The following is a 20,442-nucleotide window of genomic DNA, read 5'->3' on the forward strand; positions in this document are numbered from 1 at the left end:
TTGTTTGTAATAAAAAAGACTTTACCTTTGCATTTGTAAAACAAAACAGATATTTAATTATGACATCAACTCATACATTGGCAAACTTGGCAGTCCTGCATATTATTATTCGCGTCGTGGTGATGACACCAAGAGGTGAGGAAGTTTCGCGTATGTAGTTGTGAAATAAAGATATGTATGAAAGCCTTTCTCACCGATGATGAGAGAGGCTTTTTAATTGAAAAAGAGAGAAAGAGATGAAACATCAGTTACGCAGTTCGATGAGTACGGAAGGTCGCCGCATGGCAGGTGCAAGAGCCTTGTGGGTGGCAAACGGAATGAAGAAAGAAATGATGGGTAAACCGATTATAGCTGTGGTAAACTCGTTTACACAGTTTGTTCCCGGACATACGCATCTGCACGAAATCGGTCAGCAGGTAAAAGCCGAAATAGAAAAGTTAGGCTGCTTTGCCGCAGAGTTTAACACCATAGCCATCGACGATGGCATTGCGATGGGCCATGACGGTATGCTGTATTCGTTGCCCTCACGCGACCTGATTGCCGACAGTGTGGAGTACATGGTCAATGCCCATAAAGCCGATGCGATGGTGTGTATCTCTAATTGCGATAAAATCACGCCGGGGATGCTGATGGCTGCCATGCGTTTGAATATCCCTACGGTGTTCGTGTCGGGAGGACCGATGGAGGCTGGCGAATGGAACGGACAGCATCTTGACCTCATTGATGCGATGATAAAGTCGGCAGACCCCACGGTGAGCGATGCCGATGTTGCCGAAATCGAACGTCATGCCTGTCCCGGATGCGGAAGCTGTTCGGGCATGTTTACAGCCAATTCGATGAACTGTCTGAATGAGGCTATCGGGTTGGCATTGCCGGGAAACGGAACGGTGGTGGCTACTCATGTTAATCGGAAACAGCTCTTTAAAGATGCGGCTGCACTGATAGTAAAAAATGCCTTTAAGTATTACGAAGAAGGCGATGACAGCGTACTTCCGCGAAGCATAGCCACTCGTCAGGCTTTCTTGAATGCCATGACGCTGGATATAGCGATGGGAGGGTCGACTAACACGGTGCTTCATCTTCTGGCGATAGCCCATGAAGCGGAAGTTGATTTTAAGATGGACGACATTGACATGCTGTCACGCCGTGTTCCTTGCCTCTGTAAGGTAGCTCCCAATACACAGAAATACCACATTCAGGATGTGAACCGCGCAGGAGGTATTCTGAACATCTTGGGCGAGTTGGCAAAAGGCGGACTGCTCGATACGTCGGTTCACCGTGTAGATGGTACTACACTGGCAGAGGCCATTACCCGATACGATGTTTGTAAACCGGAGGTGGATGCAGAGGCTTTGCGTATTTACACCAGCGCTCCGGGCGGGAAGTTCAATATCGCCCTCGGTTCGCAGAATAATGTTTACCGGGAACTGGATACCGACCGTGCGACAGGATGTATCCGTGACCTGCAACATGCGTACAGCAAAGACGGCGGACTGGCTGTGTTGAAGGGAAATATTGCTCAAGACGGCTGTGTGGTGAAAACCGCAGGCGTAGACGAAAGCATCTGGAAGTTTGCTGGTCCGGCTAAGGTGTTCGACTCTCAGGAAGCTGCCTGTGAAGGTATCTTGGGAGGAAAGGTAGTGAGCGGCGATGTAGTGGTGATTACTCACGAAGGCCCCAAAGGAGGTCCGGGAATGCAGGAAATGTTATATCCTACATCGTATATCAAATCGAAACATCTGGGTAAAGAATGTGCATTGATAACCGACGGACGTTTTAGCGGAGGAACTTCGGGATTGAGCATCGGGCATATTTCCCCTGAAGCGGCGGCAGGCGGAAACATCGGAAAGATAATAGACGGAGACATTATAGAAATAGATATTCCCAACCGTACCATCAATGTGCGGCTGAGCGATGAAGAGCTGGCTGCCCGTCCGATGGCTCCGCTGACTCGAAACCGGGAAGTATCGAAAGCCTTACGCGCTTATGCCAGCATGGTAAGCTCGGCAGACAAGGGTGGGGTGAGAATCGTATAGTAAATCTTCATTAAAGTAAGAATATGTCGAAAGAAAAAATAACAGGGTCGGAAGCATTGATGCGTTCGCTGGAACACGAGGGGGTAAAAACCATCTTCGGTTATCCGGGCGGAGCTATCATGCCGGTGTTTGATGCACTTTACGACCATCGGAATAAATTAAATCATATATTGGTGCGTCACGAACAGGGAGCTGCACATGCTGCTCAGGGATTTGCCCGGGTTTCGGGGGAAGTCGGCGTTTGCTTGGTAACAAGTGGGCCGGGAGCCACGAATACGATAACGGGCGTTGCCGATGCCATGATAGACAGCACACCGATTGTGGTGATTGCCGGACAGGTGGGAGCCGGATTGTTGGGCACGGATGCGTTTCAGGAGGTAGACCTTGTGGGTATTACACAGCCTATTTCGAAATGGAGCTATCAGATTCGCCGTGCCGAGGATGTGGCGTGGGCGGTATCGCGTGCGTTTTATATAGCGAGGAGCGGACGTCCCGGACCGGTTGTCCTTGATTTTGCCAAGAATGCCCAACAGGAACTTACTGAGTTTGAACCGATGAAGGTGGATTTCATCCGCAGTTATGACCCCGACCCTGAAACCGACCCGAAGGCAGTAGCCGAGGCGGTTGCGCTGATTAATGAAGCCAAGAGGCCGTTGGCGCTGGTTGGTCAGGGGGTAGAGTTGGGAAATGCGCAAGCCGAACTTCGTGCCTTTATTGAAAAGGCGGATATTCCTTGCGGATGTACACTGTTGGGACTTTCCGCGCTGCCAACGGAGCATCCTTTAAATAAAGGTATGTTGGGTATGCATGGCAACTTGGGACCGAATGTGAAAACCAACGAGTGTGATGTGTTGATAGCCGTGGGTATGCGCTTCGATGACCGGGTAACAGGAAAGTTGGATACCTATGCAAAGCAGGCGAAAGTTATTCATCTGGATGTTGACCCGTCGGAAATAGGAAAGAATGTGGCGGTAGATGTACCGGTTTTGGGCAACTGTAAACGTACATTGGCTTTGCTTACCGAATTAATCCAGCATCAAGAGCATAAAGAGTGGATTGACAGTTTCAAGACGTACGAAGAAAAAGAGTATGCTGCGGTTATCGAGAAAGAAGTGTTCCCTAAAGAAGGTCCTTTGAACATGGGAGAAGTGGTTCACGCCGTAAGCGAGGCAACGAACAACGAAGCCATACTGGTAACGGATGTGGGACAAAACCAGATGATGGCATGTAGGTACTTTAAATATACGAAAGAACGGAGCGTGGTAACTTCCGGCGGCATGGGAACGATGGGATTCGGACTCCCGGCAGCCATAGGTGCTACATTCGGCCGCCCCGACCGCACGGTGTGTGTGTTTATGGGAGACGGTGGCTTGCAGATGACCATGCAAGAGCTGGGCACGGTGATGGAACAGAAAGCCCCGGTGAAGATTATCTTGCTGAATAATAATTATCTGGGCAATGTGCGCCAGTGGCAGGCTATGTTCTTCAATCGCCGTTATTCGTTTACGCCGATGATGAACCCCGACTACATGCAGATAGCAGCAGCCTACGGCATCAAGTCGCGCCGCGTAATAGAACGTGCCGAACTGAACGATGCCATCCGCGAGATGCTTGAAACCGACGGGGCATTTCTCTTGGAAGCCTGTGTAGTGGAAGAAGGAAACGTATTGCCGATGACGCCTCCGGGCAGTTCGGTTAACTATATGTTAATGGAGTGTTGATTATGGAAAACAAAACATTATATACTATTATTGTTCACTCTGAAAACCTCGCCGGTATTCTGAATCAGGTAACGGCGGTGTTTACTCGCCGGCAGTTGAACATCGAGAGCCTGAATGTTTCGGCATCGTCTATCAAGGGCGTACATAAGTACACCATTACGTGCTGGACTACGCGAGATATCATCGAAAAAGTAGTGAAACAAATCGAGAAGAAATTAGACGTTATTCAGGCGCATTATTTCACCGACAGCGAAATATTCCAGCGTGAAGTGGCAATGTATAAGGTTTCGATGCCTGAATTTCAGTCGAATCCCGAAGCCTCGAAAGTGGTCCGCCGTTACAGTGCACACATCGTAGAAGTTAATCCGGTGTTTGCCATCGTGGAACTGACGGGCATGAGCGACGATATTACCTCGCTTTATCAGGAACTGAAGGCGCTGAATTGCGTGTTGCAGTTCGTCCGTTCGGGACGTATTGCCGTGTCGACAAGCTGTTTCGAGCGTGTGAACGAATATTTGGCTCACCGTGAAGAACGCTATAAGAAAGGGCTTTAGTCCGTCCGGGCGGTTCTGCCTGTAAGTGTTTTGCGCGTTGAGGCTTTTGAATGAAGATATTTACAAACTCATAAACTCAGAAAAGAATGTCTGAAGAAAACAAAATCGGGACGTATCATTTCGTGGCTGAACCTTTCCATGTCGATTTTAACGAAAGGCTGACGATGGGGGTTTTAGGAAATCACCTGCTGAATTGCGCCGGATTCCATGCCGAGGAGCGTGGCTTCGGAATCGCCACGTTGAATGAAAACCGTTATACATGGGTGTTGTCGCGTCTGGCTGTCGAGATGGAAGAAATGCCGAAAGCGTATGAATCGTTCAGCGTTCAAACGTGGGTGGAGAACGTATACCGTTTGTTTACCGACCGCAACTTTGCCATTCTGAATGCCGATGGGAGACCGATAGGCTATGCGCGTTCGATTTGGGCGATGATTAGCATGGAAACCCGTAAGCCCGCCGATTTGCTGACCTTGCATAACGGGTCGATAACGGAGTATATCTGCGACAAAGACTGTCCGATAGCCAAACCGAGCCGGATTAAGGTTAGCGAAGACACCGTGGCGGGAGAGCATCGGGCAAAGTACAGCGACATCGACATCAACGGTCATGTAAACAGCATCAAGTACATCGAACACATCCTCGATCTCTTCCCGCTGCAAACGTTTCGCGAAAAGCGCGTACACCGTTTCGAAATGGCGTATGTAGCCGAAAGTTATTACGGCGACAAGCTGACGTTTTATCGCCAGCAGACGGGCGATAATGAGTATGACATTGAGGTCAAGAAGAACGACACGGAAGTGGTGGTTCGCAGCAAACTGATATTTAAGTAACTAATTTAATAATTAACCGTGCAGCTTTTGGGCTGCGTAAAAAGATTGTAAAAACAATGGCACAACTGAATTTTGGCGGAGTTATCGAAAACGTAGTAACCCGCGAAGAGTTTCCTTTGGAAAAAGCACGTGAAGTATTAAAGAATGAAACGATTGCAGTTATCGGATACGGCGTACAGGGTCCGGGACAATCATTGAATTTGCGCGATAATGGTTTCAACGTAATTGTAGGTCAGCGTCAGGGCAAGACTTACGAAAAGGCAGTAGCCGACGGATGGGTGCCGGGCGAAACGCTGTTCAGCATCGAAGAGGCTTGCCAGCGCGGTACCATCATCATGTGTCTGCTTTCAGATGCAGCCGTAATCTCTGTATGGCCTACCATCAAGCCGTATCTTACTGCAGGAAAGGCTTTGTATTTCTCTCACGGATTCGCCATCACATGGAACGACCGTACGGGCGTGGTTCCTCCTACCGACATTGACGTTATCATGGTTGCCCCGAAGGGTTCGGGTACATCTTTGCGTACCATGTTCCTCGAAGGACGCGGCTTGAACTCTTCTTACGCCATCTATCAGGATGCTACGGGAAAGGCTTACGACCGCACCATCGCACTGGGTATCGGCATCGGCTCAGGCTACTTGTTTGAAACTACCTTCCAGCGCGAAGCAACTTCCGACCTTACCGGCGAACGCGGTTCGTTGATGGGAGCCATTCAAGGTTTGCTGCTGGCTCAATACGAAGTGCTTCGTGAAAACGGACATACACCATCCGAAGCATTTAACGAAACGGTGGAAGAGCTTACTCAGTCACTGATGCCGCTGTTCGCTAAAAACGGTATGGACTGGATGTACGCCAACTGTTCTACCACCGCTCAGCGCGGTGCGCTTGATTGGATGACTCCGTTCCACGATGCCATCAAACCCGTTATGCAGAAACTGTACGAAAGCGTAAAATCAGGTCACGAAGCACAGATTTCAATCGACAGCAACTCTCAGCCTGACTACCGCGAAAAGCTGAATGCCGAACTGAAAGCATTGCGCGAAAGCGAAATGTGGCAGACTGCGGTTACCGTCCGCAAGTTGCGTCCGGAAAATAACTGATACGGTTCGTTAATCCGTATATCCTCCGCCTGCAATTCATAGCCGAGTTGCAGGCGGATTTTTTTATGCCTTTCCGAAGCCTTCTGTATCTCTTTCTTATTGAGCCTGTTAAGATTTTTCGTCCGACCGAATAGGAGGCTTGGAAAACACTAACGGTTAGACCATTCATCGCTATGGGTAGAACCGGGCAACTCTTCCGCATGAAATAGGTAACGCTAACGGTAGCGTTTCAGTCCCACCGCAACCTCCATAAAGAGTATAACACAAAAACGCAGTTGCAGAAAAAGATAGTGGTTCACTTCTTGGAAATTCAAAACATTTAATATTAATCACTACCTTTGCAGATAGCGTCAATCTATGTTATCGCATCCTTGTAAGATGAACTGAATATGGGGGCAGAAAAGATTAACCGACTGAAAATAATATGGGTAGAGCAAAGTAAAACAGGGAAATGGTTAGCCGGGCAGTTAGGGAAAAACGAAGCAACAGTTTCATGCGGGTGCTCCGATACAGGTCAGCCGTCTTTTTTGTTGAATCTGTTTTAAGAGTTAAGGTATGAACTTGAATGATAAAATTGTAATATATCGTTCTGCTGATGGAGAAACACAGTTGGATGTTAAAATAGACAAGGAAACTGTGTGGTTGAATGTAAACCAAATGGCAGAATTATTCGGAAGGGATTCTAAGACAATTCGAAAGCATATTGATAATGCTATTCGTGAAGAATTAATGGGAGAAGTGGTTGTCGCAAAATTTGCGACAACCACTCAACACGGGGCTATGGCAGAGAAAAGCCAGACACATGATGTAAGTTTCTATAATCTGGATGTGATTATATCCGTAGGTTATCGTGTAAAATCTAAAAAGGGTGTTGAATTCCGTCGTTGGGCAAACAAGGTTCTGAAAGATTATTTGGTGAAAGGCTATGCCGTCAATAAGGTTTTGACGGAGCAACGTTACACGGAACTGAAACAGTTGGTCGCCGTCTTAGGCAGGACGGTCAAGGCACAAGAAACATTGACTTCCGATGATGCCCTCAATCTGGTAGAAGTTGTTTCCGATTATGCTTATGCCCTCGATACATTGGATAAGTACGATTATCAACAACTGACGGTAGATCAGACTACGAACGAAGCAAAGTTTCATGCCACCTACGAAGGAGCCATGCAAGCTATCGAAGAACTGAAAGCCAAGTTCGGTGGAAGCCAATGGTTTGCCCATGAGAAAGACGATTCATTCAAGAGTTCCATCGGGCAGATATACCAGACATTTGGCGGGCAAGACCTCTATCCATCGGTAGAAGAAAAAGCCGCCATGCTGCTTTATCTCGTAACCAAGAATCATTCGTTCAGCGATGGCAACAAGCGCATAGCCGCCACGCTATTCTTATGGTTTATGGCAGGCAACGGCATCCTTTACAATCCGGACGGTACGAAACGCATAGCCGACAACACCCTTGTCGCCCTCACGCTGATGATTGCCGAAAGTCGTACGGAGGAAAAAGACGTAATGGTAAAGGTGGTGGTGAATTTGATAAACAGAAATAACTGGAAGTTGGAAATGTAAATCGAATAATTGCCTTTATAATATTATTAAGATCAATACTTTGGTAAAGATTTACCGAAGTATTGACTCAAATGAAACATTGCAAAAGGTAAAAATGGCGGATATGATAAATCTGTTATTTGAATATCATAAAGAGATATGTCAATTATCAAAGTTTGTTTATGTTTTTATATTTTATTCCGATAAAAAACTTGTCCAACCCTTTGGCTATGTGAGATAAAAGCAGTACCTTTGCGTCCGATTTAGTCCGTGGAGGTAGACAAGTAACCGGAGAGGACGGTTCACCTTGCGGAGAAAACCCGTTTAATATAAAATAAAAGATGTACGTAATTGTAGAAATTAACGGTCAGCAGTTCAAAGCTGAAGAAGGCAAAAAGCTGTTTGTTCAACACATTCAGAATGCAGAAAACGGCGCAACTGTTGAATTTGACAAAGTTTTGTTGGTAGACAACAACGGTACTGTAAAAGTAGGTGCGCCTACCGTAGAAGGTGCAAAAGTGGTATGCGAAGTAGTTTCTCACCTCGTAAAAGGCAAGAAAGTGTTGGTATTCCACAAGAAGAGAAGAAAAGGTTACAAGAAGCTGAACGGTCATCGTCAGCAGTTTACCGAATTGACAATCAAACAAGTTATTGCTTAATCATTAAAACGTAGAAGAAAATGGCACATAAGAAAGGTGTAGGTAGTTCTAAGAACGGTCGTGAATCAGCAAGTAAGAGATTAGGCGTAAAGATATTCGGCGGCTCAGTTTGCAAAGCCGGTAACATTATTGTTCGTCAAAGAGGAACAGTTCACAACCCGGGTAACAACGTAGGTATGGGTAGTGACCACACTCTTTACGCTTTGATTGACGGTACAGTATGTTTCAAGAAAGGACGTGAAAACAGAAGCTATGTTTCTGTAGTTCCGTTTGCTGAAGCTGAAGCATAATCAGGGTACTGTTACGAAACGATAAAAAATCAGGCACGGATGTACGGTGTTTCCAAAGAAACCGTAATCCATGCCTGATTTGTTTTTATGCTTACCGGCGGTAAAAGCGCAGTTCGTTTTCAAGCCGGCGAACCTTTTGCTGCAAGTCTTCTACCCGTGCCAGCAGGTGGCGGATGGCATCGATGCCTTCGATGTTGATAGAGAGGTCATAATACAGGTGAGCGTATCGTTCCAGTTCGTTCAGTTGTTCGGCAGGGAAATAGCTGACGTTATTTCGTATCTCAATGTCTATCAGCCCGTCTTCGCCCAACATCATGACGAAGTCCGGCTCTATGTTACAGCGGCTGCAATAGTCGCTTATGATAATCAAATCGTTCTGCATAATTGTCCGTTTTTAAAAGTTATCCTTGTTGCAACTGACGGAACAAATCTTTCTGATGTTCGGTCAGCGTGGTAGGAATTGATACATGATAAGTCACTATCAAGTCGCCGAAGCTACCTTCCTGTTTATATACCGGGAATCCTTTGCCCTTCAGACGTACCTTCGCATCGTTTTGTGTTCCGGGGCGTACCTTCAGTTTAACCTGCCCGTCGAGGGTATTCACGGTCACGTCTCCACCCAATACGGCAGTGTACAGGTCGATGTTGACATCGGTGTACAGGTCGTTATCCTTCCGTTTAAAGGCAGGGTCATCGCTTACTGCGAACGTGATGTATAAGTCTCCGTCCGGACCTCCGTTCATTCCTTTGCCTCCATGTCCTTTCAGCTTGATAACCTGCCCGTTTGCTACGCCCGCCGGAACGGTGATTCGTAATGTTTCGCCGTTGATGCTGAATGTTTGTTTGTGTGTAACAGCGGCTTCACGCAAAGAAAGTTGAAGTTCGGCTTCAATGTCTTGACCGCGAAATCCGCCGCGTGTTCTACCTCCCGTTGCCCCCCGATGTCCGAACAATTCCTCGAAGAAATCAGAGAATCCGCTTGCGTTACCTCCAAATCCGCTCGTAAAATGTTCTCCGTCGGTAGAGTACCAGTATTCACCTTGCCTGTTTCCGTTTGCTTGCTGTTGGGCGCGATAGGCTTGCTGTTGCGCTTCAAACTCGTCGGCATGTTTCCAGTTTTCGCCGTAAGCGTCGTATTTCTTACGCTTTTCCGGGTCACTCAATACCTCGTTGGCTTCGTTTATCTCCTGAAACTTGTCCTTAGCCGTAGGGTCGTTCGGGTTCAAGTCCGGGTGATACTTCCTTGCCAGCTTACGGTATGCTTTCTTAATGTCGTCTTGGGTTGCATTCCGCTCAACGCCAAGCACTTTGTAATAGTCTATGTAAGCCATATTGTCAGTTAATTTAATTGCTTGAAGTGGAACAAATTACATGCCAATCGGGTTGTCCGGCAGGCTGTTTTTCTTCCTTTCGGAGGCAGAGAGACGTTTCGTGCCGGAAACATACGAAACATGTATCGAGCGGCTTATTATTATTGGGACAGTTGTTTCCTATCTCGATTTTCTTGACTATCTTTGCGGCATAAATCTGACAAATTGTCTTTATGAAGTCATTGAAATCTCTCCTTTGCCTGACGGCAATTATCGGTATGGGCTGTATACAGTCGTGTACTACTTCCGGCGAAAAAGAAATCACGTTAAAGTTTATCGAGACCAGCGATGTTCACGGGTGTTATTTCCCCTACGATTTTATCGGCAGAAAACCCCTCGACGGCAGTCTGGCGCGGGTAAGTTCGTATGTAAAAGAACAGCGCGAGGCGTTTGGCGACAACGTGGTGTTGCTTGATAACGGCGACATCCTGCAAGGACAACCCACGGCATATTACTATAATTTCATTGATACGGTATCGGACCACGTATGTGCCCAAATGCTGAATTACCTGCGTTACGATGTGGGAAACATGGGAAACCACGATGTGGAAACCGGACACGCCGTGTACGACCGTTGGGTGAAGCAGTGTAACTTCCCCGTACTGGGAGCAAACGTTATCGACACGCTGAGCGGCGAACCCTACCTTCCGCCTTATCAAGTGTTGGAACGGGAGGGAGTAAAGATAGCTGTATTGGGAATGATTACCCCTTCCATTCCATCGTGGTTGCCCGAAAAGTTGTGGAGCGGACTCCGTTTTGAAGATATGGAAACCTGTGCCCGCAAGTGGGTGAAGATTATCCGCGAGAAAGAAAATCCCGATGTACTGATAGGATTGTTTCACGCCGGTCCGGAAGGAAACAAGCTGGATAATACGATAGAAAACGGTTCGGGCGAGGTGGCTCGTAACGTTCCGGGATTCGATGTCATCTTTATGGGACACGACCACGTGCGCCGTTGCGAAAAGGTAGCCAACGTAGCGGGCGACTCTGTCTTGTTGATTGACCCGGCAAATATGGCACGCACCGTATCCGACGTTACCCTGAAAGTAGTAAAACGCGGCGATAGGGTAGTAAGCAAGTCGGTAGAAGGCAAACTTGCCGATATGACCACTTATCCCGTTGACGAGGACTTTATGTCGGCATTCAAAGAACAATATCAGGCCGTAGATACTTTTGTTTCGCGCAAGATAGGAAGCATCGACCGCACCATTTCCACACGCGATGCCTATTTCGGTTCGTCGGCGTTCATCGACCTCATCCAGCAGTTGCAGTTAGACATCACCGGAGCAGACATTTCGTTCTGCGCCCCGCTGTCGTTTAACGCTGAAATCAAGAAAGGCGACATCTACATGAGCGACATGTTCAACCTCTATAAGTACGAAAACATGCTCTACGTGATGGAACTGAGCGGAAAAGAGATTAAAAACTTCCTTGAAATGTCGTACGCCATTTGGACGAACCAGATGCAATCGGCATCCGACCATCTGCTGCTGCTCAACGAAAAAGATAATGGATTCGAACGTTTTAAAAACCCCAGCTTCAATTTCGATTCGGCCGCCGGCATTATTTATACTGTCGATGTAACCAAGCCGCAGGGCGAAAAGATTTCCATCAAAAGTTTAGCCGACGGACGCGCTTTCGATATGAACAAAACCTACCGCGTAGCTGTTAATTCATACAGGGGCAACGGCGGGGGAGACTTGCTGACGAAAGGTGCCGACATCCCGAAAGCAGAACTGGCGAAGCGTATCGTTTTCTCTACCGACAAAGATTTGCGTTATTACCTGATGAAACGCATTGAAGAGGTAAAAACGCTTCATCCCGTAGCGTTGAATCAATGGAAATTTATCCCGGAGGCATGGACGGAAGTTGCAGCCAAAAGGGATTACCTACTTTTGTTTGGCAATAAATAATACAACTGAGTAAGTGAGAATGCAGACATACCATATTCGTGTGTGGGCGTTAAGCCTGCTTACCCTGTTCGTGGCGTATTATACGAGTGTCGTCGTATTTGCCCACGTCCATGTGGTAGGCGGGGTAATGATTGTCCATTCTCACCCTTTCACTCAGCATCACTCTCATACTGCCGGACAAACCCTTTCGTTGCACTTTCTTTCCAGTTTCTATTCGCTGGACGAGGAAGAGACCGAGCTGGTTAAACCGGATTGGCATGTTGTTTATTCGTTATTTTGCGTGCAGGATAACTTCCGTGCCGTATCAGCGCATACGGCAGGAATCCATCTGCGCGCTCCTCCCTTTATGTCTTTTCAAATCAGTTAGTTGCCGGGCTGTTCCCGGCATGGAAAATCCTACCCGAAGTGTTGCTGAAAACATCCGCATGGACTCCCGTGTGCATCCGTATGCGCAAGGGAACACATCCGTATGCGTTTTGGCGGCAGTGTGGGCAGGTGTTTTACACGCATTAATCAACGAACAAAAAAACGTAATGAAGAGACATATATTAATATTGACGGGATTGCTGTGCGCTCTTGTAAGCATGGCGGTTAATCCGGTGAAAGAGGGAAACATTATTACCGGACATGTGATAGAAAAAAATACGGAGGAAGGTTTGCCATACGCCAATGTATTGATAGTTGAAACGGGCGTAGGGATGGCTACCGATGCCGAAGGCTACTTCCGCTTTAAGAATGTTCCGGCAGGAGAATATACGCTGAAGGTACAAAGCATGGGGTATTCTACCCAAACTAAGCGCGTAACGGTGAGCAATGATTTCACTGTTGACATGCACTTTGTGATGGAAGAAGAAACGATTATGACCGATGAGGTGGTGGTGTCTGCCAACCGCAACGAGACCAACCGAAAGCTGGCTCCGGTGGTGGTAAACGTGATGAATAACCGCCTGTTTGAGATAGTCAACTCGAACGACCTTGCCAAGTCGCTTAACTTTCAGTCGGGACTGCGCGTGGAAAACAACTGCCAGAATTGCGGATTCCCGCAAGTACGCATCAACGGACTGGAAGGTCCTTATTCGCAGATTCTGATAAACAGCCGTCCGGTAATGAGTGCGCTGTCGGGCGTGTACGGATTGGAGCAGATTCCTACCAACATGATTGAGCGCGTAGAGGTGGTGCGTGGCGGCGGCTCGGCGCTGTTCGGGGCAAATGCCGTGGGCGGAACCATCAACATCATCACCAAAGACCCGGTGAACAATTCGTTTCAGGTATCGTCTACCATGTCGAATCTCAACGGAAAGGTGTGGGAGCAATACGTGGGTGCCAATGCCTCGCTGGTGTCGTCTGATAATTCGTATGGCATCGCCCTCTACCAGTCGTACCGCAACCGCAATCCTTACGATGCCGACGGCGACGGTTTCTCGGAACTGGGTAAACTGAACATGAATACCTTCGGGCTTCGTGCTTACTACCGCCCCACACAGTTCAGCCGCATCAGCATCGAGTATCATACCACGAACGAATTCCGGCGCGGAGGTAACAAGTTCGACCTTCAGCCTCACGAAACAGACATTACCGAGCAGACGAAACACGTTATAAACAGCGGCGGACTGACGTATGATGTGTTCTTCCGCGAATATCGCCACAAACTGTCGGTGTATGGTTCGGCGCAACACATCGACCGCAACAGTTATTACGGCGCAGGTGAAGACCCCAATGCTTACGGAAAGACCAAAGACCTTACAGCAGTGGGCGGGGCGATGTATGTGGGAAACATGGACAACTGCTTTTTTGCTCCCGCCACGTTTACGGGAGGACTGGAGTATAGCTACAACTCCCTTCACGACGTAATGACGGGGTATAACCGCGACCTCCGTCAGGATGTGAGGATAGCCAGCGGTTTTGCGCAAAACGAATGGAAGATGGAACATTTCACCTTGCTTGCCGGATTCCGTTTGGATAAGCATAACTTGGTAGACGACATTATTTTCAGTCCGCGCGTCAACCTGCTGTGGAATCCTTCGTCGAAGCTGCAAGGCCGCCTTACATGGTCCACCGGATTCCGTGCGCCTCAGGCTTACGATGAAGACCTTCACGTGGCGGCGGTAGGCGGCGAAGCGATGATGATTACGCTGGCAGACGGATTGAAGCCCGAACGCTCGAACAGTGTGAGCGGCTCGCTGGACTGGACTGCAAACTTCGGGCACTTTCAGTCGAACCTCTTGATAGAAGGTTTCTATACGGCTCTTAACGATGTGTTTTATCTAGAAGCTATGGGCAAAGACCCTCAGACCGGAACATTGAAGCAGGAACGGCGTAACGGACACGGCGCGCGCGTTTACGGGGCTAACATTGATTATAAGATAGCTCACGGGCGGGAGGCGCAGCTCCAATTAGGATTTACCGTACAGCGCAGCCGTTATACCGAAGCCATTCATTGGAGCGAGGATGCAGACGTGGCACCTATCAAGCGGATGCCTCGTACACCCGATTATTACGGTTATTTCACGTTTACTTCCGCTCCGCTGAAGAACTTCGATTTCTCCATATCGGGTGTCTACACGGGTAAGATGATTGTTCCTCACTTTGCAGGATATATTGCGAAAGACCGCTTGGAACATACCCCCGACTTTATGGATTTGGGTGTGAAGTTGAATTATACCTTCGTGCTGAACGACCATTTGAAACTTCAGTTGAACGGCGGTGTGCAGAACATCTTCAACGCCTTCCAGAAAGACCTCGACCGTGGCAAACTGCGTGACTCGAAGTATTTCTACGGGCCTACACAGCCTCGTACTTATTTCATCGGGATAAAGTTCTTTAACTAAGAGTCTTTCTTAGTATTGATAACGCCCGGTCTTGTCTGTCAGTAGCAGTGAGGCCGGGCGTTTTACAATGCTTTTCTGCAAAAGAAACCGCACGAAAGAAATATTTATTAAATTTGCAAGAACAATAAAAGCTCATTCTTATGTAGAATAATCAACCGACGAATAAAAATGAATAAACCAACAATATATCTTAAAGACTGGATGGCTATCCATCCTTATGCCACTCCGCAACCCTCAGACGAGTATTTTGTAAAACTTGCAGGGCGACTCTACAAGGCTGTTATGCTCTCCGGAATGCCGGAAGCGTTCCGTAAAAAAATGTGTCTCTACGTAGCGGCTTATCTGGAAGATGTGATTTCCGGACTGGGGCTGTGGCGTAGTTTTATCGACGAGCATATCCGGCTGTATGGCAAGCCTTTGCCGTTCTACACGCTGGCAGACGATTACCTGCGCGATGAAGTGAATGAAGAAGATGTACGCTTCATCGTGTGGAATACGTGGCAGAAAGCTCCTTACGAGCATCCGTACGTCAACCCCTGCGATGAGCGGATAGCAAAGCAGGCGGCTGCATTTTACGAAGTGTTGGCAACGGCATACGAAGAAGCTCCGGAAAATGAGTTGCTCGAAAATTATTGGAGCGGCTACTCGGATGCCCGCGATGCCGACCGTAAACTGACGTGGCTGTTCGGGCATACGTATCTTACCGAACCTTCGATGGCACCATACATTGAGCGGGTTACCGCTACCGACCGTTTCATCATCCCCACAGGGCCGCTTGCTCTGTTCCTTCACGAGTGGATAGAACGGTTGGCGGGAGATAACGCACCGGCATGGAAACAGGTAAAAGGACTGTTCCCTGATGAACCTGTCGTGCCCGATGAAGTGCGCGAAAAAAGTGCAGAGATGTACCGCAACTTTGTGGCAGGAACGAACGGAAAGCGAATCGTTTACCTGAACGGCTACGGCGAGCTGAGGCGTTTCTTGGTGGAGGTGCTGAAATGGACAGACGATGATAACCATACGTTGCCTCAAATGAAACCGTTCCGCAACTTTGTGCTGATGACCGAACCGGAAAAAGGCATCTTGCTGGCAAAAGACGTATGCGAGTGTATAGCCGACCCGGACAACCCGATGTATGCCCCCGATGCGGCGGCGAAGAATGCTTTCCGGCTGCTGACGGAAGAAACGCTTTGTCCGCCCGACTTGCTCTTGCATTGTTTGGAACATCATTTGTTGCCCGACGCCGTTTTCCCGGATGGAGAAAGCCGGACTACGGTGCAGGAAAATGCCGATTTCATAGCGCGCCACGCTTTGCTTTATTACTATCGGGGAGACTGATTGGGCAGAAATAATATTCTATTATTCATAAAAAAAGGTAAGATTATAGCTTTTTGTCGGCATAAATTTGTAAGAGACTTCAACACTCTGTAACTTTACGCGCTCATTCGTTGCGCAATAAGTATAAAAAAACATAGAGAAGGTATTGAAACAATATATGGTAAAAAGGTTATTTTTTCTGTTGGTATTGTGTATGGGAGTTGCGAAACTTTCTGCCCAGATTCAAGGAGTTGTGACAGACTCTGAAACAGGAGAACCCATTCCTTATTTGAATGTGTATTACGACGGAAAAGGGGTGGGGACAATTACCGACATAGATGGAAATTACTCGATAGATGCCCGTGCGGGGTGGGATAAACTGACTTTTTCGATGGTGGGTTATGCCACGCAAGTGCTGAAAGTGTCTCCGAATACGCATCGGCTCGATGTGAAAATGAAAGCCGATTTGGTATTGGACGAGGTGATAGTCAAGCCTAAGAAAGAAAAATATTCGCGTAAGAATAATCCGGCGGTGGAGATGATGAAAAAGGTTATCGCCGCCAAAGAGTTGAACGACCTGAGCGTAAACGATTATTATCACTATAATAAATATCAGAAGATTACTTTTTCGCTGAATAACATCACGACCGACTCGTTGCGCGAGTCGAATCTCTTTAAGAAATATCCGTTCTTTCGCGACCAAGTGGAGGTGAGCGACGTAACGGGCAAGAATATCCTGCCCATATCTGTCGACGAAACCGTATCGGAGAAAGTATACCGCAAAAATCCTCACAGCGAAAAGACGATCATAAAGGGGCTTAATTCATCGGGTATCAACGAGCTGTTTAATACGGGCGACATGTTGACCACGGTGCTGAAGGATGTGTTTCAGGATGTAAACATCTACCAAGACCGTTTCCGCTTCTTGCAATATCCTTTTGACAGTCCGATTTCGGATGCGGGAATTAATTTCTACCGCTATTACATCATGGATACATTGACGGTAGACCGCGATGAATGTTTCCTGCTCTCGTTTGTTCCCAACAATCCGCAAGATTTCGGCTTTACGGGAAGTCTGTATATATTGGCAGACTCGACGTATCGTGTGAAGAAATGCACCATGAATTTGCCAAAGAAAACAGATATCAACTTTGTGGATTTGATGATTATCGAGCAGGAGTTCGGTCAGTTGCCTTCAGGCGAATGGGTATTGATGGTTGACGACATGACCTGCGAACTTTCTTATTTGCGGAAGTTGCTTGGGTCGTTTCAGGTAAGGCGTACCACAAGGTATTCAGACTTCGGGTTCGATGAAATCCCGGACAGGATTTTCAAACGGAAAGGCAGTGAGATAAAAGACGTGAATGCCATGATGCGTGGCGATGAATTCTGGAAAGAATACCGCCCCACACAGCTTACTACCTCGGAAAAACAGATGGATTCGTTTGTCGATAACCTGAGCAAGATAAAGGGATTTAAATACATCATGTTTGTGGCAAAAGCCTTTATCGAAAACTTTGTGGAAACCGGTGTCCGTGGAAAACCCAGCAAGGTGGATATAGGGCCTATCAACACCATGATTTCAAGCAACTACATCGACGGCCTCCGCTTGCGTGCGTCTGCTCAAACCACGGCAAATCTGCATCCGCATCTCTTTTTAAGAGGATATTATGCGTACGGATTTAAAGATGCGCGCTCGAAATACAAGGCAGAAGTGGAATACTCGTTCAAGAAACGTGAATATCTGCCGAGGGAATATCCGATTAATTCGTTGACTTTCTCTTATTCGTACGACAATATGCTGCCAACCGATAAGTTCATGGCTACGGACAAGGATAATGTCTTTACGTCGCTGAAAGTAACGTCGGTAGACCAATATAATTACGAACGTACGGCAAGTGTGAAATATGAGTTGGAACGCGAGTCGGGACTGAAAACCACATTCATTCTGAAACACTCCAATTACGAGCCGTGTGGCAAACTGTTCTACCGTACGATGGCAGGTGAGACCCAGTTGCAGCAGGCGATAGCAGACGGCAGTCTGTCGGGTACGGAGTGGGTGCGTTCACCTTATAATGTACACGACTTTTCGGTGGCGGAGGCTACAATAGCCTTGCGTTATGCCCCCGGCGAAACATTTATCAATACCAAGCAGCGACGTCTGCCCATCAATCTTGATGCTCCGGTGTTTACCTTACAGCACACAGTGGGACTGAAAGGTGTGTTGGGATCAGACTATACTTATAACATGAGCGAAGTGAGTTTCTATAAACGTTGGTGGCTCAGTTCGTGGGGAAACATTGATACTTCGATAAAGGGAGGAATCCAGTGGAACAAAGTTCCCTTCCCGCTGCTGATTATGCCCGCTGCCAACCTGTCGTATATCATTCAGGAAGAAACATTCAACCTGATTAACAACATGGAGTTTCTGAACGACCGCTATGCTTCGCTGGACGTTTCGTGGAACATGCAGGGAAAACTCTTTAACCGCATCCCGCTGCTGAAGAAACTGAAATGGCGCGAGTTCATCGGCATTAAATGTTTGTGGGGAACGCTTACCGACAAGAATAATCCCCTATTGCCGCAGAACCGAAACGATGCAGAACTGATGATGTTTCCCGGACATTACGATGCAAATGGCAATTTCTATACATCCAGCTATATAATGGATAAAAAGAAACCTTATGTAGAGCTGAGTGTCGGCATTCATAATATATTCAAGTTGCTGCATGTAGAATACGTACGCCGTTTAAATTATAATGACCTGCCTACGGCAAACAAGTGGGGCATCCGCTTTATGATTCGCACCGTATTCTGATTCGGTGGGGATACAGGTTTGTAACCAATCAGAAATACAAACCGGAAACAGACTTAGAAGAAACTGATAAAACGTTGCTTTAATTGGAAAAATGAAGCAGGCTCTTACTTTTTTCTTTTCGGAATAAGTAGCCAAGCCAAAGTTTTTATAATTTTGTCATATATAATACGAATTATATGGTAAAATCAGAAATACAGAATGTGAAATTACGGTTCGGCATCATCGGAAATACCGAGGGGCTGAATCGGGCTATAGATATAGCCATGCAAGTGGCTCCTACCGATTTGTCCGTATTGGTAACTGGGGAAAGCGGGGTAGGTAAGGAAAGCTTTCCGCAAATCATTCACCAGTTCAGTCGTCGGAAACACGGGCCGTATATTGCGGTAAACTGTGGGGCGATACCTGAAGGAACCATCGATTCCGAATTGTTCGGGCATGAGAAAGGTGCTTTTACCGGAGCTATCAGTGACCGGAAAGGTTATTTTGCCGAAGCAGACGGAGGTACGATTTTTCTGGACGAGGTGGGCGAACTCCCGCTGTCTACACAAGCCCGGTTGCTGCGCGTGCTCGAATCGGGCGAATACATCAAGGTCGGCTCTTCGAAAGTACAGAAAACCGATGTGCGGATTGTTGCTGCTACGAATGTCAACTTTGCCGAGGCATTGGCGGAAGGGCGTTTCCGTGAAGATTTGTATTACCGCTTGAATACCGTTCCTATCAAGATACCGCCTCTGCGCGAACGCCCGGACGACATCGTGCTGCTGTTCCGGAAGTTTGCCGGAGATTTTGCAGAAAAATACCGGATGCCTGCCATTCAGCTGACCGAAGAAGCAAAGCAGATGCTGACGGCTTACTCGTGGCCGGGAAATGTGCGTCAGCTTAAAAATATTACCGAACAGATTTCTATTATTGAAACCAACCGGGATATAACGCCGGAGATTCTTCGTAATTATCTGCCCACCCAGTCAGATTCTCATTTGCCAACACTGCTCGGTGTGAAGCCTTCGGGCAATAAAGGTTTTGAGAGCGAACGTGAGATTCTTTACCAAGTATTGTTCGACATGCGGCGCGACGTAACGGAGCTGAAGAAATTCATGCATGACATAATGGCAGAACGCAATGGCAATGCACCGGTTTCCACCCATCAGGATGCTTCCGTGCGCTACATACCGAATACTCCGGTGAGCATCGTCCAAGACAATCCGGTGGTGATGAGTTCCGTACCCTCTGTCAGCCATATTGCATCCGTAAAGACAGTGCCGGCTGAAGAATCCGAAGTGCAAGATACCGAAGAATATGTCGAAGAAAATCTTTCGCTGGACGACGTAGAAAAAGAAATGATTCGCAAGGCGCTTGAGCGGCATCACGGAAAGCGGAAAAGCGCCGCAAACGATTTAAAGATATCCGAACGTACCCTTTATCGAAAAATAAAAGAATATGGGCTTGATTAAAAGAAAATGG

The 20,442-nt window shown here is 47.5% G+C and carries 16 protein-coding genes; 14 read left to right on the forward strand and 2 right to left on the reverse strand.

Going from position 1 to position 20,442, the window contains the following annotated elements; translation table 11 throughout:
- Nucleotides 1–236 precede the first annotated feature (236 nt).
- The 8 genes from ilvD (at nt 237) to rpmA (ending at nt 8,735) form a co-directional block, all read left to right on the forward strand.
- Nucleotides 237–2,036 carry a dihydroxy-acid dehydratase gene (gene ilvD / locus M3085_RS03885; RefSeq protein WP_178256913.1) on the forward strand — a complete coding sequence of 600 codons (1,800 nt, stop codon included), beginning with the start codon at nt 237–239 and terminating at the stop codon, nt 2,034–2,036.
- A 23-nt stretch (nt 2,037–2,059) separates the two neighbouring features.
- The gene (gene ilvB / locus M3085_RS03890) at nt 2,060–3,757 is read left to right on the forward strand and encodes a biosynthetic-type acetolactate synthase large subunit (protein WP_178256914.1); all 1,698 of its coding nucleotides are present in this window, start codon (nt 2,060–2,062) and stop codon (nt 3,755–3,757) included.
- Between the two features lie 2 nt (nt 3,758–3,759).
- Nucleotides 3,760–4,311: an acetolactate synthase small subunit gene (gene ilvN / locus M3085_RS03895; protein ID WP_178256915.1), complete on the forward strand. Its 552-nt coding sequence runs from the start codon at nt 3,760–3,762 to the stop codon at nt 4,309–4,311.
- Between the two features lie 86 nt (nt 4,312–4,397).
- Entirely contained in the window at nt 4,398–5,141 is a 744-nt protein-coding gene (locus tag M3085_RS03900; protein WP_178256916.1) for an acyl-[acyl-carrier-protein] thioesterase, read from the forward strand.
- A gap of 56 nt (nt 5,142–5,197) precedes the next feature.
- Nucleotides 5,198–6,241 carry a ketol-acid reductoisomerase gene (gene ilvC, locus M3085_RS03905; RefSeq protein ID WP_178256917.1) on the forward strand — a complete coding sequence of 348 codons (1,044 nt, stop codon included), beginning with the start codon at nt 5,198–5,200 and terminating at the stop codon, nt 6,239–6,241.
- A 555-nt stretch (nt 6,242–6,796) separates the two neighbouring features.
- A complete protein-coding gene (rhuM, locus tag M3085_RS03910; RefSeq protein ID WP_249052345.1) occupies nt 6,797–7,807 on the forward strand; it encodes a Fic family protein in 1,011 nt (336 codons plus the stop codon).
- Nucleotides 7,808–8,127: 320 nt separating this feature from the next.
- The gene (gene rplU / locus M3085_RS03915; RefSeq protein ID WP_191709635.1) at nt 8,128–8,445 is read left to right on the forward strand and encodes a 50S ribosomal protein L21; all 318 of its coding nucleotides are present in this window, start codon (nt 8,128–8,130) and stop codon (nt 8,443–8,445) included.
- Nucleotides 8,446–8,465: 20 nt separating this feature from the next.
- The gene (rpmA, locus tag M3085_RS03920) at nt 8,466–8,735 is read left to right on the forward strand and encodes a 50S ribosomal protein L27 (RefSeq protein WP_178256921.1); all 270 of its coding nucleotides are present in this window, start codon (nt 8,466–8,468) and stop codon (nt 8,733–8,735) included.
- Between the two features lie 91 nt (nt 8,736–8,826).
- Here the strand turns inward: rpmA and M3085_RS03925 are convergent, their stop codons facing one another.
- Nucleotides 8,827–9,117 (reverse strand): chaperone modulator CbpM, encoded by a 291-nt coding sequence (locus tag M3085_RS03925; protein WP_178256922.1) that lies wholly within the window; start codon nt 9,115–9,117, stop codon nt 8,827–8,829.
- A gap of 19 nt (nt 9,118–9,136) precedes the next feature.
- The gene (locus M3085_RS03930) at nt 9,137–10,066 is read right to left on the reverse strand and encodes a DnaJ C-terminal domain-containing protein (RefSeq protein WP_191709634.1); all 930 of its coding nucleotides are present in this window, start codon (nt 10,064–10,066) and stop codon (nt 9,137–9,139) included.
- 257 nt (nt 10,067–10,323) lie between these two features.
- On the opposite strand from M3085_RS03930, the gene M3085_RS03935 reads away from it, so the two are divergent.
- The 6 genes from M3085_RS03935 (at nt 10,324) to M3085_RS03960 (ending at nt 20,432) form a co-directional block, all read left to right on the forward strand.
- Entirely contained in the window at nt 10,324–12,018 is a 1,695-nt protein-coding gene (locus tag M3085_RS03935) for a bifunctional metallophosphatase/5'-nucleotidase (RefSeq protein WP_410554211.1), read from the forward strand.
- Nucleotides 12,019–12,037: 19 nt separating this feature from the next.
- The gene (locus M3085_RS03940; protein WP_178256925.1) at nt 12,038–12,385 is read left to right on the forward strand and encodes a hypothetical protein; all 348 of its coding nucleotides are present in this window, start codon (nt 12,038–12,040) and stop codon (nt 12,383–12,385) included.
- A 166-nt stretch (nt 12,386–12,551) separates the two neighbouring features.
- The gene (locus M3085_RS03945; protein ID WP_249052346.1) at nt 12,552–14,846 is read left to right on the forward strand and encodes a TonB-dependent receptor; all 2,295 of its coding nucleotides are present in this window, start codon (nt 12,552–12,554) and stop codon (nt 14,844–14,846) included.
- A 168-nt stretch (nt 14,847–15,014) separates the two neighbouring features.
- Nucleotides 15,015–16,184, forward strand: coding sequence for a DUF3843 family protein (locus tag M3085_RS03950; protein WP_204499873.1), 1,170 nt, complete (start codon nt 15,015–15,017; stop codon nt 16,182–16,184).
- 157 nt (nt 16,185–16,341) lie between these two features.
- A complete protein-coding gene (locus M3085_RS03955) occupies nt 16,342–18,981 on the forward strand; it encodes a DUF5686 family protein (RefSeq protein ID WP_249052347.1) in 2,640 nt (879 codons plus the stop codon).
- A gap of 176 nt (nt 18,982–19,157) precedes the next feature.
- Entirely contained in the window at nt 19,158–20,432 is a 1,275-nt protein-coding gene (locus M3085_RS03960) for a sigma-54 interaction domain-containing protein (protein ID WP_249052348.1), read from the forward strand.
- Nucleotides 20,433–20,442 lie beyond the last annotated feature (10 nt).

Origin of the sequence: Bacteroides caecicola, assembly GCF_023337095.1 — a bacterium.
Lineage (GTDB): Bacteria > Bacteroidota > Bacteroidia > Bacteroidales > Bacteroidaceae > Phocaeicola > Phocaeicola gallinarum.